The sequence below is a fragment of the Gottfriedia acidiceleris genome (assembly GCF_004138285.1).
Taxonomy (GTDB): domain Bacteria; phylum Bacillota; class Bacilli; order Bacillales; family Bacillaceae_G; genus Gottfriedia; species Gottfriedia acidiceleris_A.
Window position 1 is genome coordinate 66,972 of sequence record NZ_SCFN01000021.1, and the last position, 17,805, is coordinate 84,776.

Below are 17,805 nucleotides of genomic sequence, written 5' to 3' on the forward strand. Positions count from 1 at the left end.
GACAAAAAAACCTATTCCAAAAAGTTTGGAATAGGTCTTTTTTTAGTTATTTTCTTCTTTTTTATATCGAATTATTGTCTTTATTTCACCAGAATCATCTGTATCCATAACAAATGATCCATTACTATACTGATCACTATTTCTTAAATCAGTTGGGTCAACTGTCTCAAATTGACCAGATTTACTTAGTATAGCAAACATATCATTTTCATTTATTGCGTATACCCCAATTAACATATGAGGATTATTTTTTAAATCTCGAAGTACTTTAACACCACGTGTACCTCTAGAACTTTGAGGGATCGTATCGAGTTTCATTTTTTTAATTGCCCCTCGATGTGTTGCACAGAATATTTCTTTCACTTTATTACTAATGGTGTCTGCAGAAACAACAAAATCATTATCCTTTAAGTTAATTCCTTTAACTCCACCAGCTCTTAAGCCTTGAATACTAATCTCTTCAACATTAAATAACAATGTGTATCCTGAACTTGTAGACAACAACACTTGATCAGTTTCTGAAGTGACACCAGCAAAAATTAAGGAATCATCAGACTTAATTGACATACCGACAAGTGGTTTAGAATATCGTTGTACTTTTAATTGCTGTATACTTGTACGTTTTACAACACCATTTTTAGTGACAAATAAAATATAATCTTTATTTTCTTCAAAATTATTTACGACTGTAGCAGAAAGAATTGCTTCGTCTCGCTCAATAGGAATAATATTAGCAACATGTTGCCCCATATCTTTCCATCTGATATCCTGCATTTCATGAATTGGTAAATATAAATAGTTACCTTTTGATGTAAATAAAATTAGTGTATCTGTCGTTGTACTTTCTATTTGATAAATTAAACGGTCGCCTTCTTTCATACCGTAATCTTTACCATTCGAAGCTGAAAAAGATCTTGGACTTGTTCGTTTAACGTATCCTTCACTTGTAACCGTGACAATCACGTCTTCTTGAGCGATTATATCTTCTCTAGAAATTTTAATTTCTTCGATCTCTTCTTGAATTGTCGAACGTCTGTCGTCTGCATATTTTAACTTAATTTTCTTTAAGTCTGTTTTTATAACTGACAATAATTTTACTTCACTGTTTAAAATTGCTTCAAGCTGTTTGATCTTTTTATCTAACTCATCTGCTTCTTCTTGTAATGCAGTAATATCAGTATTTGTTAAACGATATAACTGTAACATAACAATCGCTTCAGCTTGTTGTTCAGTAAAGTCAAATTGAGCGATTAACTTATCTTTTGCATCGCGTTTATCATTTGCAGAACGGATTGTTGTAATCACTTCATCTAAAATCGATAAAGCCTTCATTAAACCTTCTACAACATGTTGACGAGCTTTTGCTTTTCTTAAATCAAAATTTGAACGATTTGTAATGACTTCTTTTTGATGTTCAATATACGCATCAAGTATTGCAGGTAATGACATCTGTTTTGGTGTACGATTATAAATCGCAACCATATTGAAGTTATAAGGTATTTGAAGCTCCGTATTTTTATATAAATAATTTAAAATTGCTTCGTTATTTGCATCTTTTTTCAGTTCAATGACAATACGTAGTCCTGTACGATCTGTTTCATCACGTACTTCCGTAATTCCATCGACTTTTCGATCAAGACGAACCTCATCCATTTTCTTTACTAAATTCGCTTTATTCACTTCTGAAGGAATTTCTGTAATGATTAATGCCTGTTTTCCACCACGTAAATCCTCGGTATGAACTCGGCTTCGAATAATGATCTTTCCTTTTCCTGTTTCATAAGCTTTTTTTATTCCATCTACACCTTGAATGATCCCTCCAGTAGCAAAATCAGGACCTTGGATTACGGTCATTAATTCATCTACTGTACAGTTTTTATTTTCAATGCGCATAATCGTCGCATCGATTACTTCTCCAAGGTGGTGCGAAGGTATTTCAGTTGCATATCCAGCAGAGATTCCCGTGCTACCGTTAACCAATAAATTTGGAAACATTGATGGTAAAACAACTGGCTCCATACTTGTATCGTCAAAGTTGGGCACAAAATCAACTGTTTCTTTATCAATATCTCTCAATAGTTCACTTGCAATTGCTGATAACCTAGCTTCAGTGTAACGCATAGCCGCTGGAGGGTCTCCATCAATACTACCGTTATTTCCATGCATTTGAATTAATACATTTCTTAATTTCCAATCTTGACTTAGTCGTACCATCGCATCATAAACAGAAGTATCACCATGAGGATGGTAATTACCAATTACATTACCGACTGTCTTAGCCGATTTACGGTAAGGCTTGTCTTGCGTGTTACCTTCAACGTGCATTGAATATAAAATACGACGTTGAACCGGCTTTAATCCGTCACGAGCATCAGGTAAAGCTCGTTCTTGAATAATATATTTACTATATCGACCAAAACGGTCACCTATTATATCTTCTAAAGGGATATTATATAATTTTTCCGATGATTGCATCAGACATCGCTCCCTTCTGATTCTACTTCAACTTGCTCATTGTTTAAAATTTTATCCTCTTCATCTAAATCAAATACTACATTCGATTCAATCCATTTACGTCTAGGTTCAACTTTATCACCCATTAATGTAGTTACACGACGATCCGCTCTTGCGGAATCATCAATCTTCACACGAATAAGCGTTCTCGTTTCTGGATCCATCGTTGTTTCCCAAAGTTGGTCAGCATTCATCTCACCAAGTCCTTTGTAACGCTGAATCATATACCCTTTACCAACTTTTTTGATTGCATCTTGTAGGTCTACCTCAGACCAAGCGTACTCGATTACTTCTTTTTTTCCAGAACCTTTACTTACTTTGAATAAAGGAGGTAAGGCAATATAAACTTTACCAGCCTCTACTAATGGCTTCATATAACGGTAAAAGAATGTTAATAAAAGCACTTGAATATGCGCTCCATCTGTATCAGCATCGGTCATAATAACGATTTTGTCATAATTAACATCTTCAACCTCAAAATCACTACCTACTCCTGCACCAATCGCATGAATAATCGTATTAATCTCTTCATTTTTCATTATGTCAGCTAGTTTTGCCTTCTCGGTATTGATTACTTTACCACGTAAAGGCAAAATTGCTTGGAAACGTCGATCACGACCTTGTTTAGCACTACCACCAGCTGAATCACCCTCAACTAGGTATAATTCATTTTTCTGTGGATTACGTGACTGTGCAGGTGTGAGCTTACCGCTTAATGAAGTTTCTGAGCGTTTTCTCTTTTTACCACTTCTTGCTTCTTCACGTGCTTTCCTTGCAGCTTCTCTTGCTTGAAATGCTTTTATAGATTTCTTTACTAATGAAGTTGCAATGTCTGGATTTTCTTCAAGGAAATAAGCTAATTGATCCGAAACAACTGAATCAACAGCTGATCTTGCTTCACTAGTACCTAATTTACCTTTTGTTTGTCCTTCAAATTGAAGCAGTTCTTCAGGAATTCGTACCGATACAATTGCAGCTAATCCCTCACGAATATCCGCTCCATCTAGATTTTTATCTTTTTCTTTTAAGAGACTTACTTTTCTTGCATATTCATTAAATGCTCTTGTTAAAGCGGTTTTTGCACCAACTTCGTGCGTACCACCATCTTTAGTTCGAACATTGTTTACGAAAGAAAGCATCGTTTCCGAATATCCGTCATTAAATTGGAACGAAAATTCAACCTCAATTTTATTTTGTAATCCGTCAAAGAACACCACAGGATGTAATGCTTCTTTTTCTTCGTTTAAATACGATACAAATGCTTCGATACCGTTTTCATAATAAAACTCTTCGAACGTATCATGACGTTCATCTTTAATTGTAATTTTTAAACCTTTTAATAAAAATGCTGACTCTCTAAGTCTTTCACATAAAGTATCAAAGTTGAAATTTGTTGTGCTAAAAATAGTTGGATCTGGTTTAAAATGGATCGTCGTACCAGTTCGTCTTGTCTTACCAACGATTTCTAATGAAGTTACTGCTTTACCTCCATCTTCAAAACGTTGCTTGTAAATTGTTCCTTCACGGTGAATTTCAACTGTTAACCATTCTGATAAAGCATTAACTACTGAGGCACCAACACCATGTAGACCACCACTTGTTTTGTAGCCGCCTTGTCCAAATTTTCCACCTGCGTGTAAAACAGTTAGAATAATTTCTGGAGTTGGTTTTCCCATTTTATGCATTCCAGTAGGCATCCCACGACCATGGTCTTTTACGCTTAAGCTATTATCTTTATGAATAACCACATCTATTTGAGTCCCGTGACCAGCTAATGCTTCATCTACAGAGTTATCTACGATTTCATAAACTAAATGGTGCAGACCTCTACTATCTGTGCTGCCAATATACATTCCAGGTCTTTTGCGTACAGCTTCTAAACCTTCTAGTACCTGTATCGCATCTTCGTTATATGCTGTTTCATTCTTTGCCAACACCATTTCTCCTTTCTAACTAAACACTTACATAAGAACATCTGTTCCATTATATCATATAATAAATAAAATGTTTCTTCTAATCGTTCATGTTAATGGTTTTTTTCCTAACTTACAAGTCGAACATGAAAAAAAAAAATAGGACAGGTTCATAAGAAGCTGGATTTTAGAATCATGAAAATGCAGGTTTAAAGTTGAAAATTGATAAATTAGCTTAACAAAATTCAAATTTACAGATTATGCAAACTGGCATTTTAATGCTTATCTAATTTGAATCATATCTATAAAATTTCTCGGCATTCCCTAATCTTCTTATTCTCTACTCGAACTTCCGTTAAAAAAACTCACTGATTAACAGTGAGCTAGATTCTAAAACAAACAAATTTCAAAAATTTGATTTTCAAACTGATTGCAAGCGCTTGAATTCGAGGCGCGAAGGCTAGTAAGGAGCCGAGCGAGCTACCTTAATCGGTAATGAGCACCATAGCCAGGAGAACCAACGAAGAAAGCGACGCGTTTGGCGGACAGTCTGAAACAGTGAGCTTTTTTAACGGCCTATCTTGTCATTGCATGCTCTACTTTAATACAACGATCCATAATGACCGTTTTACCATTTTCTTTTAACAATTGATATGCTTCTTCGTTTTCGATTCCAAGCTGTGCAAAGAAAACATCGCAATCAATTTTAAGAAACTCTTGTGCTACAGGTAATAGGTGTTCAGGTCTTCTAAATACATTTACAATATCAACTTTTTCATTTATTTCTGTTAAACTGGATACTGCTTTTTCTCCTAATACAGTATCAACTGTTGGATTTACTGGAATAATTTTATATCCAGCATCTTGCATTGCCTTACTTACCATATAAGACGTTTTAGACGGGTCCCCTGATAATCCAACAACTGCAATTACTTTACTTGATTTTAAAATCTTGCCAATTTCTTCTCTTGATGGGTATTTACTCATTTGCTAATCACCCTTTCTGTTTAAATAAGCGAAAAGATTAACTTTTCGCTTATTTAGTATTCTTTTATCATATTTCTTAACTCAATTGCCTGTCAATCATTGACTAGAAGCTAATGTTAATGTTGAATTAGTTAACTTACCATCACGGTAATAAGTAATCTTTAATTTATCTCCAACTTTTTTGTGAGAATATAGGTATTCTCTCACAGAAATTACGTCACTTACTGGTTTATCATCAAGTGCAACAATAACGTCTAATTGTTTCATTCCAACTTTCGCAGCAGGAGTATTTGGATCAACATGTGTAACAACTGCACCTTTAGTCACTGAACCAGGTAATTTTAATGTTTCTTCGATATTAAATTGCGGTATTTCATCAAGTGATTTTAAGCCTACACCCATTACAGGTCGAGTCACTTCACCAAATTTTTCGATTTGATCTAAAGCTGGTTTTGCAATATTCATTGGGATTGCAAATCCAATTCCTTCTACAGCTTGTTCGGCAATTTTACTTGAATTAATCCCGATTACTTCACCTTTTGCATTGATTAAAGCACCACCACTATTACCAGGATTAATCGCTGCATCCGTTTGAATTACTTGAGTTTGATAATCTGCAACTCCATCTCCATCGATATCTTGTGGTATTTCACGAGCTTTACTACTTACAATTCCTTCTGTTACAGTACTTTCTAAAAATCCAAGTGGATTTCCAATTGCAATAGCAGTTTCACCTACGTTAATTTTTTCTGAATCACCTAATTTAGCGATATTCGTAACATATTTTGCATCAATTGCTACAACAGCTAAATCTAATAATTCATCTGTTCCAACAAGTTTAGCATCAATTAATTGACCATCTGCCATTTTTACTTTTAATTGTTTTGCACCAGCTACAACGTGGTTATTTGTAGCAACTAAAGCTTTATTTCCTACTTTTTTATAAACAACACCTGAACCAGATCCAGCTTCTTCAGTTTCCATTGAAAATGGATTTGAAGATTGATAATTATTAACTCCTACTACAAATTTGCGAGCATTTTGGATTGTAGTTGTTAAATCTTCCCTTGATACATTAATAACTTGTGTGGGTACAGTATTCGTATCATTTGATAAGTTTGCAGGTTTATTTGTTAAGTTAAAAATATCCGGGGATACGATTGAGATCGTTACAGCTCCAATTATTGCTCCAATAAAGCCTGTAACAAGCGGATATCCTCCACGTCTACTTCTCTTTTGTCTTTTATGATTATTTTCATCGTATAAATCTGTTTCATCATAATATCCCATAATTCATTCCTCCAATATGTAGGTATCTTTGATTGATATTAATTTAACCCACTCATGTGTATTTGCTGTGAACTTTTTGATTTAATTCAAATATTTTTTCAAATTAAAATTAAATTCAACTCCATCTACCTTATTATGAACTTTTATAGTTGAATGATGTAAGTCAAGGATTGTTTTTACGATTGCTAAACCTAAACCTGTTCCACCATTTTGTCTATTTCTAGATTCATCAATTCGATAGAAACGATCCCAAATTTTATTAATTTTATCAGCAGGGATTGGATTACCTTCATTAAAAATAGAGATATTTACATATTCCCCTTCATCTAATAAATTCATTTTTATGACACTACCTGGGTTACCATAATGGATTGCATTTGAAAGGATATTAATGATCACTTGTTCTATTTTTCTTTTTTCACCTATTACGAGCGTATTTTCATCTAGATTAAAATTGAAATGACAATGATTATTACTATTTTCAAACATGCGAATAATCACATTTTCTATGCAATCCACAATTAAGAAAGGTTCACTTTTAAGTGTGTATGTTCCCGATTGAAGTTTGGAAAGTTCTAGCATATCGACAACTAACCCGTTCATCCGATCAACTTCTTCAAGGATTACATCTGCATAATAACCATTTTTTTCAATATTTAATCCATCTTTTAAACCTTCTGCATAACTTTGCACGATACTCAATGGAGTTTTCAGCTCATGAGAAACTCCACTTATAAACTCTTTTCTTATTTGTTCTAACTGTTTTTCTTTTTCAATATCCCTCATTAATTTAACATTTGCCTGCTGTAAATTTTCAATCGTACTAGCTAAATTCTCAGATAATGTATTAATTGATTTGGATAATTGTCCAATTTCATCATCTGATTGAATATCGATTTTTTCGTTAAAATTTAACTTTGCTAATTGGTTTGTTACAGAATTCATTTTCAATAATGGCTTCGTAATCAATTTCGAATAATAAAAAGAAACGATTACAATCAATAATAAAGCAATAATAAATGCGTAAATATAAAAATCTTTTAAAACGTACATTGCTTCATTTACTGGTTGTAGTGATGTAATCGCAAAAATAACTTCTTTTGAACCTTTACTAGTATTAATTGGGTAAATAAAAACTTTATTTTCTAATCCATTTGCTCGGTCTAAGTAGCGATAAATTAATGGAAAATCCTCCTCAGTATATTTAGAAAAATCTTCATTACTCTTTGTCCAATCAGTTATTGCACCCATTAATGAGTTCATTTGAGCTGAGTACGTATATTGATTTGCAATTGGTAAATGTAAATTAACAACTTTCCCTTTAATTTCAATATTTACCATTTCCTGAAGACTATTTTTAGTTGACAATTGAACTGTGTTAGTCGGTTGATTTTCCTCTTGCCACACACCCATATTCGTTTTTATATAGAGTGGAATAAAATAATCATCTTGAACAAAACCTCGAATTGTAATCCTTGAATTTTCTTTAATATTAAGCCCTAAAATACTATCAATTTGATCCGAATATAATAGATTATTTAAAGGTACATATACCTTTTTTCCTTCATTCGTAAGAACGGTTAAATCAAAATTATTCTCAGCTTTTAGTACCCCTCTTTTATCTAAAACTGCTAAAGTTGTATTGTATTTCGAATATAGTTTTGATAGTTCTTGTTGAAACTGATTGTTGTTAAACTTACCCGCTTTATACCCTTTAGCAAACTGTGTTAGTTCTTCTGTTACAATATTTACTTTCTTATTCGTATAAAAAGATTGCATAAAGATTGATTGACCAACAAATACAATTAATAAAAAAATAACTAATAATAACGTTATGGATAAAAAAAGTTTACGGACTATACTATTTTTCATCTTCTACTCCTCAAACTTATAGCCTACTCTAATAACTGTTGCTATATGCTTTGCTTTGTCACCCAATTTATGTCTAAGTTTTTTTATATGTGTATCAACTGTTCTTCCATCACCAAAATAATCAAAGCCCCAAATATTATTCAATAATTGATCTCTTGTTAATACGATGCCTTTATTATCAATTAAATAACATAATAATTCGAACTCTTTATTCGTAAGTTGTAATAATTCATTATTAATTGAAGCTGTCCTTGAAGACGTATTAATCGTAATTCCACAAATCGTTTTAGATTCTTTATCATCTTCTTTTGGATCAGCTGTTCTTCTAAGTACACTCTTTGCTTTTGCTACTAGAATTTTAGGACTGAATGGCTTTGTCACATATTCATCTGTTCCAAGGTCAAAACCAAGTAATTGATCTTCTTCTTCCGAACGAGCAGTGATCATGATGATTGGAATACTTGATTGCTCCCTAATTAACTTACAAACTTCCCATCCATCTAATTTCGGAAGCATTAAATCTAGAATAATTAAATCTACTTGATTTTCTTTAAATTTCTTTATGCCTTGTTCTCCATCTTCTGCTTCGATCACAATAAATTGATCGTTTTCAAAATACTCTTTTACGATTTCTCTTAATCTTTTTTCATCTTCAATGATTAAAACTGTCGGGTTCATATTTTTTTCCTTCCATTAAAATTGATAGATATAAGAACTTTTACCTAAAATAAAATGTCCTTTGTTTCCTCATTTGAATTAATATTCTAAAGCAACTATCTATATATTCGCTTAAAATTGTGATAAAATCATATGATACTGCACTAATTTATTATTGTTTGAAAAGGAGCTAGAAAATGAGTTTGGTCATTATTGTACTAGCCTATTTAATCGGATCTGTACCATTCGGTTTAGTAGTTGGAAAAATATTTTACGGAGTAGATATTCGTCAACACGGTAGTGGAAATCTTGGTGCGACAAATACATTCCGCACATTAGGTAAAAAAGCAGGTATTATTGTAACGCTTGGAGATATTTTAAAAGGAACACTAGCAGCTTCATTACCAGTATTATTCCATTATCATGGAATTCACCCTTTAATTATCGGTCTAGTTGCTGTTATTGGTCATATGTATCCAATTTTTGCCGGTTTTAGAGGTGGTAAAGCGGTAGCAACCTCTGCAGGGATCTTATTATATGCATCGCCACTACTTTTTGTCTGCTTAATTATTATCTTCGCAATTAGTTTAAAAACAACAAAATACGTTTCACTTTCGTCAATGTTAACAGCTTTTATTGGTACAATTTTAGCTTTTATAATGGAATACACAGGACTAATTAAAGACAATGGGTACATAATTACTTATATTTTGATCGTACTTACAATCTTTGTCGTATATAAACATCGTCCAAATATAAAAAGAATTAAAGACAAAACAGAACCAAAAGTAAAATTTTAATAGCAAGATTAGAGATTGAAGATTAATGATCTTCCCTCTCTAATCTTTTATTTATTCATGCTCTTTTTGCTTCTTCTTTCCCCTTAATCCTGCCCCATCGCCTTCTCATATGCTTCATACCAGTCAGGGAACATTTTCTTAAATTTAATCGGTCTAAATGTTTCTTTATGAACAAGGACATGTGTTGAATTTCCTATACAGCAAATATCGCCTTCTTCATTCATAATTTCATATTCATAGATCACTTTAAGTGGTGTAAGTGATTTTATTTTTGTTTTTACTTTAGCAGATTGTCCATATCGTAGACTTTTCTTGTATGAAACATTCAAATCGATCACTGGAGAAATAACACCTTGTGATTCCATTTCTGCATAATTAAAGCCCAAATCTTTTATTAATTGAGTACGTCCAATTTCAAACCACACTAAATAATTTGCATGGTACACAACACCCATTGCATCTGTTTCTGCATATCTAACTTCAACTAATTTCTCTGAAATAAACATAAATTCACCTCTTATTCTTCTACAGAATACTTTACCAAAAAATTAATAATTGTTCTATTTTTTAACTTATCCTAAATGTTATAATTTTCTTATAATAAACTAATGATTTTCTAACAATGAAATTAGGAGGTCGTCTTCTTGAAGGTTCTAGTGGGCTCAATCTTAATCATCCTTCTTTTTTTATTCGGCGTATGGCTTCTTCTTTCTCCAACATTTGAAAAAATTGGTGAGAAATCAGCTAAAGTAAAAAATATTTTAAAGGATAAGGGGGACAAAAATAATGGAAATTCGTCCAAATGAAAAAAAGAATTCATTTTTCAATCGTAAACTAATTGGTGGAATCATCGCGGGAATTGCACTGATCTTAATTGTAACAATTCCAACTTTATTTATTGAAAAAATTACACCTGGTTATGTGGGAGTTGTCTATTCACCCAATGGAGGAATCCAGAAAAATACATTATCTCAAGGTTGGAATTTCGTTGGTTTATTCGATAAAGTTACCGAATATCCAGTCCGTCTTCGTACTGTAGAATATAAAGACGTAGCATTAGCTACTTCAGACGGTAAAAGGATTGAAATGGATATATCATATACATATAAAATTGATTCTTCTAAAGTAGTATCAATGTTTAATGAGTTTGGACCTGTGTCAATCGAAGAAATTGAAGATACATATTTAAAGAAACGTTTACAAGATGCAGCTCGAATTGCAGTATCAAAATACACAGTTTTACAATTATACGGTGAGAAATCAAGTAATGCTTCAGCTGATATTGAAACAATTTATAAAGACGATGTAAAAGTACTTGGTTTCTTTGTTGAAAATTTAACACTAGGAACGCCAAAACCAGACGCAAAAACGCAGGATGCAATTGATGCACGTGTTCAAGCTGCCCAAGAAAATGATCGTAAAAAAATTGAACTAGAAACGGCTAAAATTGAAGCAGAAAAGAAAAAAGTAGAAGCAAAGGCAGATGCCGATTCACAGCTTATCCGAGCACAAGGTCAAGCAAAAGCGAACCAAGTAATCCAACAAACGTTAACAAATGAATTAATTGAATACAAAAAAGCAGAAAAATGGGATGGAAAACTCCCTATAGTCTCAGGCAGCAACTCAAATATCATTCAATTCCCACTTGATCCAAGTAGCGATAAAGAATCAAAAAAATAAATATTTCTCCTAAAAACCTAGCTTAGGCTAGGTTTTTTATGTTCAAAATCAATTTCAATTTGCTTTTCCACCTATTCTCTTCTAATCCAAACTCTTTGGCATATATTTAATAGAGACGAATATCTACGTTTAATGGAAGGAGATAAACTTGATGCAAATTCATGTTGTAAAAAGTGGAGAAACAGTAATGAGTATTGCAGATTTTTATGGAGTTGAACGCCAAGCACTCATTAATTCAAATGCTCTTGTAGCTCCTTATAAAATAATAAAAGGTCAATCACTTGTTGTACCAACTACAGGAAACGAATATTTTGTTCAACCCGGTGATAACTTATATGATTTAGCTTTAACTTATGGTGTAACATCAAGTCAAATTGCAACTTTAAGTGGAATTAGTCCATATGCTTCATTAAATGTCGGTCAAAAGCTACATCTTCCACCACGAAAAAAAAGAAATATCGAATCAATTGGCTATTTACAACCTACTTCAAATCCAATTAGACCTGCTCTTGAAGAATCGGCTCGAACAGAAAGTAAGTTTTTAACCTATTTAGCACATTTTAGCTTTGATGCAAAAAGAGATGGTACACTATCAGAACCGCCGATTGGAAACATTCCTCAAATCGCAAAGGATAATCGCTGTATTTATATGATGGTTGTCTCTAACCTTGAAAATGGACAGTTTTCAACATCACTCGCAACCGATATATTACAAAGTCCAGCAGTTCAAGATAAACTGATAAATACAATTATTAGTACTGCTAATAAATACGGATTTAGGGAAGTAAATATAGACTTTGAAGATGTTGCTTCAACTGATCGTGTAGCTTATATTAATTTTTTAAATAAAGTAAAATCAAGGCTACCTCAGGGATTCATATTGAGTGCTACTTTAATACCAAAAACAAGTTCAAACCAAAAGGGTAGATTTTACGAAGCTCATGATTATGCTAACATAGGTAAAGTTGTGGACTTTGTTGTAATCATGACATATGATTGGGGTTGGCAAGGCGGTCCTCCTATGGCCGTATCACCGATTGATCAAGTTCGTAAAGTAATCAACTATGCGAAGACCGTAATTCCTGTACCAAAAATTGTAATGGGTCAAAATTTATATGGATTTGACTGGAAAGTTCCATTTAAACAAGGTACTATGGCTAAGGCATTAAGTGCTGAAGCTGCTACAAATTTAGCAATTCAAATGACAAACGAAATCCTGTTTGATAACAAAGCTAGAGCACCTCATTTCCGATATACAGAATCAAATGGTCAAAAACATGAAGTTTGGTTTGAAGATGCAAGATCAATTCAAGCCAAGTTTAACTTAATAAAAGAAGAGAAAATACGAGGTATATCGTATTGGAAATTAGGATTACCATTTATTCAAAATTGGGAGCTTCTTGAAGCTAATTTTAATGTAGTTAAAAGAGCATAAAGAAAAGCTAGGTATTTATGAGGCTAACTCCTAAATACCTAGCTTCTTTTTTTAATCAATCATTTGCATCATTAAATGCTTGCTCGTCTTTAAGCTCGCTTTCTAATGCTGTTATAGCTTCCTCGCGACGTTGATTTTTAGCTAATGCATTTTGACGATCCTGTTCATTTCCGAATTTCATTGAAGCTTCTGCTTCTTTCATATTTTCCTTCGTATTATTAATCATATCTTGGATTTTACTTGCATTATCACTACGATCATCTGGCTTTGGTGTATTTGTATATTCCATCAAAAATCACTCCAATTCAAAATTATGTTTTTGTGTTTTGGTTATTTACCCGTTATCTACGATAGGTTGTTTACCAGTAGGATCTTTATATTGCATTTGTTTACCTTTATTCCCACCAGCTGCTTTGTTTTGAGTACCCACATGATTTGGTACAAAATCTTTAGGATGTTTTTTTGGATTTCCCATTTTATCGCCCCCTAGCGATAGTATGGGTTATGTTGCAGTAAATATGTAAGAGGAATTTAAAAAAAGACCAATTTTGACAACAAAAAAAGAAGGAAATATTTCCTTCTCCTTAAAGTGTAAAAAAGTCCCAAATATAACTAATTTACTCCACTTTAGCTTTTCTTTCTAAACGTTCTTCTAGTCGATCATATATTTTATTCAAAGCATCTTCATCATTTAATAGAGAATTTTTATTTTCAAGAATTAATTCTTGAAACGATTTATGTCTTTTCTTTCTCAAAACAATCACCTCTTCTTTTTATGTTAGTATTGCCAAAAAAAAGAGTTTTCTTACATTTTAGTAAATTTTTTCTTATTTTAAAAATGCATTTAATTGTTTTTCAGTTAATGGTCCAATTTGCTTAAAAACTACTTCTCCATTTGGATTAATAAAGTATGTAGTTGGTATTGAAATCACACCATATTTACGAAAATTATCACCGTTTTCATCAATTAAAATTCGATAATTCATACTATTTTTATTAACAAAGTTCTTGATAAAATTTAAATCCTTTTTCTCGCCAATATAATCCGCAACACCGATCATTTCAATATCCTTATGCTCTTGATGGAATTTCTCTAATGCTGGTATCTCGTCTTGACAAGGAGGGCACCAAGTAGCCCAGAAGTTTAAGATTACTTTCTTACCTTTGAATGAAGATAATTTAACCTTCTTTTCATCTAAAGTCATCAATTGTATGTCAGGTGCCTGCTGTCCAACTTGAACACCTAATTTTTGAATTGAAGCAATATAAGCATCATTATTATTACTGACTTTTTTTTCTTCTTCTTTTTTCTCATATAATTGAAAAATTGAATATCCTAACGCTACTAAAAGTATCAGCAAAGGAATTACTTTTTTCATACAAATCACCCTTTTAATGAACTATCTCTATTTAACCATAATAAATACAAAAGTGGAACAAGCTCGCATATCTTCTTATACAATATCTCTTTGGATTACCTTTATATACTATTTTCAATTCAAATTATCTTAATATAGATCCACTTTTTTATATTTTTTACAGGAATGCCCTATTAATTCGTTATTTTTTTATCCATTTAGTCCATTTGGGTGTAAGGCTGATCGATTCGGTCTTTTAAATTACTGATATACGGAATTTAATTGTGATTCCACAGATTTAATTGCAATTTCTGGTTTTTATTTGCGATTCAACAGTTTTAAACGCGATGCACCTACCCGAAATCAAAAAAAACACGGTCCTATAAAGACCGTGTTTTCTATACAAATTAATGAGTTACTTTAGAATTATTTAATTTATCACGTAATACCATTTGTAAGATACCACCATGACGGTAGTAGTCGATTTCAACTTCGCTGTCGAAACGAGCAACTACATCAAATTCTACAGTTGTACCGTCTTCTTTTGTTGCAGTTACTTTTACAAGGTCACGTGGTTTAACATTCTCATCTACATTAACAGCAAATACCTCTTTACCTGTTAATCCAAATGTTTCAGCATTTTCACCATCTTTAAATTGAAGTGGTAAAACACCCATTAATACTAAGTTACTTCTATGAATACGCTCAAAGCTTTCAGCTAGAACTGTTTTGATACCTAAAAGATTTGTTCCTTTAGCAGCCCAGTCACGAGAACTTCCCATACCGTAGTCATTTCCTGCTAAAATCATTAATCCAGTACCATCTTCTTTATAACGCATTGCTGCATCATAAATTGACATAACTTCGCCAGTTGGCCAGTAAGTAGTGTATCCACCTTCTGTACCTGGAGCGATTTGGTTACGGATACGGATATTAGCAAATGTACCACGCATCATTACATCGTGGTTACCACGACGAGAACCGTATGAGTTAAAGTCTACAGGTTTAACACCTTTACTTTGTAAGTAAAGTCCTGCAGGAGTTGTTTTACCGATTGAACCAGCTGGTGAAATGTGGTCAGTTGTTACTGAATCACCGAATTTACCAACGATTTTTAAACCATCTAATGGTTTAACTACGCCTGGCTCTTTTGATAATCCTTCAAAGAATGGAGGATTTGCGATATAAGTTGATTCGCTATCCCATTTGTATAATGAATCATCAGTTGTTTGAATTTCGTTCCAACGTTTGTTATCTTCAAATACTCTTTCGTATTCTTTTTTGAATAATTCAGGAGTAACTGTAGATGCAACTACTTCTTGAACTTCTGCAGATGTTGGCCAAATATCTTTTAAGAATACATCGTTTCCATCTTTATCTTGACCGATTGGCTCAACCGAGAAGTCGATATTTACATTACCTGCTAACGCGTAAGCAACTACTAGTGGTGGTGATGCTAAGTAGTTACCTTTAACTTGAGGATGAATACGTCCTTCGAAGTTACGGTTACCAGAAAGTACAGATGTTACTAACATATCATTTTCAGCAATAGCTGCTTCCATTTCAGGTGCTAATGGACCAGAGTTACCGATACATGTAGTACATCCATAACCAACAATGTTAAATCCTAATTGATTTAAGAAAGGAATTAAGCCAGCTTCTTGTAAATATCCACTAACAACTTTAGATCCAGGAGCTAATGAAGTTTTTACATAAGCAGGTACTGTTAAACCTTTTTCAACAGCTTTTTTAGCTACTAAACCAGCACCTAACATAACGTATGGGTTTGAAGTATTTGTACAACTTGTGATTGCTGCAATTGCAACTGCACCAGTTTTAAAAGTTGTTTCAGTACCGTTTTCAAATTTAACAGCTACCTCTTTATCTAATGCTTCATCAGTTAAACCGAAACCTGCATTACCCATTGGGGCAGAAACTGCTGCTTGGAATGATTTTTTCATATCAGATAATGGAATTAAATCTTGTGGACGTTTTGGACCAGAAAGATTTGATTCAATTTCTGAAAGATTGATTTCTACTAAATCAGTAAATGTAGGATCTTCTAAGTCAGCTGTATAGAATAAATCATTAGCTTTGCAGTAAGCTTCAACTAATTGAATTTGCTCTTCAGAACGACCTGTTAAACGTAAGTAGTTAAGTGCCTCAACATCAACTGGGAAGAATCCACATGTTGCACCGTATTCAGGAGCCATGTTTGCAATTGTAGCACGGTCTGCTAAAGGCATGCTTTGTAAACCTGGTCCAAAGAACTCAACAAATTTATTTACTACACCTTTTTTACGTAAAACTTCAGTAACTTTTAACGCAACATCAGTTGCAGTTGTTCCACTTGGTAAAGCACCAGTTAATTTAACACCGATAACTTCTGGAACTGGGAAATATGATGGTTGACCAAGCATACCTGCTTCAGCTTCAATACCACCTACACCCCAACCTAATACACCAATACCATTAATCATAGTAGTATGAGAGTCAGTACCTACTAATGTATCAGGGAATGCAACAACTTCACCATCTTCATTTGCAATTGCATGCACTACATTTGCTAAGTATTCTAAGTTAACTTGGTGTACGATACCAGTTGCTGGTGGAACAGCACGATAGTTATTAAATGCTTTTTGAGCCCAGCTTAAGAATTGGTAACGCTCTTCGTTACGTGAAAATTCTAAATCCATATTGAAATCTAATGCATCAACTGAACCAGCTTTATCAACCATTACAGAGTGGTCAATTACTAGGTCTACTGGAATTTCCGGATTAATTACTTCAGGGTCTCCACCCATGTCAGCCATTGCCTTACGTAATGAAGCTAAGTCAACTACTGCTGGAACACCTGTGAAGTCTTGTAAAATAACACGAGAAGGTTTAAACGGAACATCTACATCTTGTAGCTCGCTTGTTCCCCATTTTGCTAAATTTTCAACATGATCTTTTGTAATTACTCTTCCATCTACTTGACGAAGAACTGATTCTAGTAACACTTTAATCGAATAAGGTAATTTACCGATTTTAGCTACTCCAGCTTCCTCAATTGCTTTTAAGCGATAATAATGATAAGTTTTATCGTTCGCAGTAAATGTCGAACGAGATTTGAAAACGTCATTTTTCCCCATGTTTTCTTCCCCCTATTAAGCAAAAAATGTCTGAATATATTTACTATCCAAACTTTTCAATACCTTACAATAATATATTATTACAATGTATACCATAAGTAAATAACAAGTAACTTATCATTTGTAATAAGTATTACTTATGACCTTTTAAATCAAATACGTCAT

16 protein-coding genes are annotated in these 17,805 nt (G+C 33.1%); 4 read left to right on the forward strand and 12 right to left on the reverse strand.

All coding sequences use genetic code 11. The features are described from left to right. Nucleotides 1–42: 42 nt before the first annotated feature. The 6 genes from parC to EP747_RS20445 all read right to left on the reverse strand — a co-directional run bounded on the left by parC (nt 43) and on the right by EP747_RS20445 (nt 9,254). Nucleotides 43–2,475: a DNA topoisomerase IV subunit A gene (parC, locus tag EP747_RS20420; RefSeq protein ID WP_129691907.1), complete on the reverse strand. Its 2,433-nt coding sequence runs from the start codon at nt 2,473–2,475 to the stop codon at nt 43–45. Next, a complete protein-coding gene (parE, locus tag EP747_RS20425) occupies nt 2,475–4,448 on the reverse strand; it encodes a DNA topoisomerase IV subunit B (RefSeq protein ID WP_129691908.1) in 1,974 nt (657 codons plus the stop codon). Before parE ends, parC begins: the two co-directional genes overlap by 1 nt. 555 nt (nt 4,449–5,003) lie before the next feature. After that, the gene (locus EP747_RS20430; RefSeq protein ID WP_129691909.1) at nt 5,004–5,414 is read right to left on the reverse strand and encodes a CoA-binding protein; all 411 of its coding nucleotides are present in this window, start codon (nt 5,412–5,414) and stop codon (nt 5,004–5,006) included. A gap of 96 nt (nt 5,415–5,510) precedes the next feature. Beyond that, nucleotides 5,511–6,704 carry a S1C family serine protease gene (locus EP747_RS20435; protein WP_129691910.1) on the reverse strand — a complete coding sequence of 398 codons (1,194 nt, stop codon included), beginning with the start codon at nt 6,702–6,704 and terminating at the stop codon, nt 5,511–5,513. 81 nt (nt 6,705–6,785) lie between these two features. Continuing rightward, nucleotides 6,786–8,576, reverse strand: a complete 1,791-nt coding sequence (locus EP747_RS20440) for a sensor histidine kinase (RefSeq protein ID WP_129691911.1) — start codon at nt 8,574–8,576, stop codon at nt 6,786–6,788. A gap of 3 nt (nt 8,577–8,579) precedes the next feature. Next, on the reverse strand, nt 8,580–9,254 hold the full coding sequence (locus EP747_RS20445; protein WP_129691912.1) for a response regulator transcription factor: 675 nt from the start codon (nt 9,252–9,254) through the stop codon (nt 8,580–8,582). 176 nt (nt 9,255–9,430) lie between these two features. Here EP747_RS20445 and plsY point away from each other — a divergent pair, with 176 nt between their 5' ends. Beyond that, complete coding sequence (gene plsY, locus EP747_RS20450; protein ID WP_129691913.1) at nt 9,431–10,033, forward strand: glycerol-3-phosphate 1-O-acyltransferase PlsY; 603 nt, start codon at nt 9,431–9,433, stop codon at nt 10,031–10,033. An 83-nt stretch (nt 10,034–10,116) separates the two neighbouring features. On the opposite strand, the gene EP747_RS20455 is transcribed toward plsY, so the two are convergent. Beyond that, nucleotides 10,117–10,539, reverse strand: a complete 423-nt coding sequence (locus tag EP747_RS20455; RefSeq protein WP_098234363.1) for an acyl-CoA thioesterase — start codon at nt 10,537–10,539, stop codon at nt 10,117–10,119. 138 nt (nt 10,540–10,677) lie between these two features. Here EP747_RS20455 and EP747_RS24390 point away from each other — a divergent pair, with 138 nt between their 5' ends. The 3 genes from EP747_RS24390 (at nt 10,678) to EP747_RS20465 (ending at nt 13,148) form a co-directional block, all read left to right on the forward strand. After that, nucleotides 10,678–10,839, forward strand: coding sequence for a hypothetical protein (locus EP747_RS24390; protein WP_165347184.1), 162 nt, complete (start codon nt 10,678–10,680; stop codon nt 10,837–10,839). Then, complete coding sequence (locus EP747_RS20460; protein ID WP_129691914.1) at nt 10,820–11,713, forward strand: prohibitin family protein; 894 nt, start codon at nt 10,820–10,822, stop codon at nt 11,711–11,713. The genes EP747_RS24390 and EP747_RS20460 overlap by 20 nt, the downstream gene beginning before the upstream one ends. Before the next feature lie 148 nt (nt 11,714–11,861). Then, nucleotides 11,862–13,148, forward strand: coding sequence for a glycosyl hydrolase family 18 protein (locus tag EP747_RS20465; RefSeq protein ID WP_129691915.1), 1,287 nt, complete (start codon nt 11,862–11,864; stop codon nt 13,146–13,148). Nucleotides 13,149–13,203: 55 nt separating this feature from the next. Here the strand turns inward: EP747_RS20465 and tlp are convergent, their stop codons facing one another. The 5 genes from tlp to acnA all read right to left on the reverse strand — a co-directional run bounded on the left by tlp (nt 13,204) and on the right by acnA (nt 17,640). Continuing rightward, nucleotides 13,204–13,437, reverse strand: coding sequence for a small acid-soluble spore protein Tlp (gene tlp, locus EP747_RS20470; RefSeq protein ID WP_129691916.1), 234 nt, complete (start codon nt 13,435–13,437; stop codon nt 13,204–13,206). A gap of 45 nt (nt 13,438–13,482) precedes the next feature. Next, nucleotides 13,483–13,623 (reverse strand): acid-soluble spore protein N, encoded by a 141-nt coding sequence (locus tag EP747_RS20475; RefSeq protein ID WP_069032371.1) that lies wholly within the window; start codon nt 13,621–13,623, stop codon nt 13,483–13,485. A 142-nt stretch (nt 13,624–13,765) separates the two neighbouring features. Then, on the reverse strand, nt 13,766–13,903 hold the full coding sequence (locus EP747_RS20480; RefSeq protein WP_129691917.1) for an FbpB family small basic protein: 138 nt from the start codon (nt 13,901–13,903) through the stop codon (nt 13,766–13,768). A 72-nt stretch (nt 13,904–13,975) separates the two neighbouring features. Beyond that, a complete protein-coding gene (locus tag EP747_RS20485) occupies nt 13,976–14,527 on the reverse strand; it encodes a TlpA family protein disulfide reductase (RefSeq protein ID WP_129691918.1) in 552 nt (183 codons plus the stop codon). 386 nt (nt 14,528–14,913) lie between these two features. After that, entirely contained in the window at nt 14,914–17,640 is a 2,727-nt protein-coding gene (gene acnA / locus EP747_RS20490; protein WP_129691919.1) for an aconitate hydratase AcnA, read from the reverse strand. Nucleotides 17,641–17,805 lie beyond the last annotated feature (165 nt).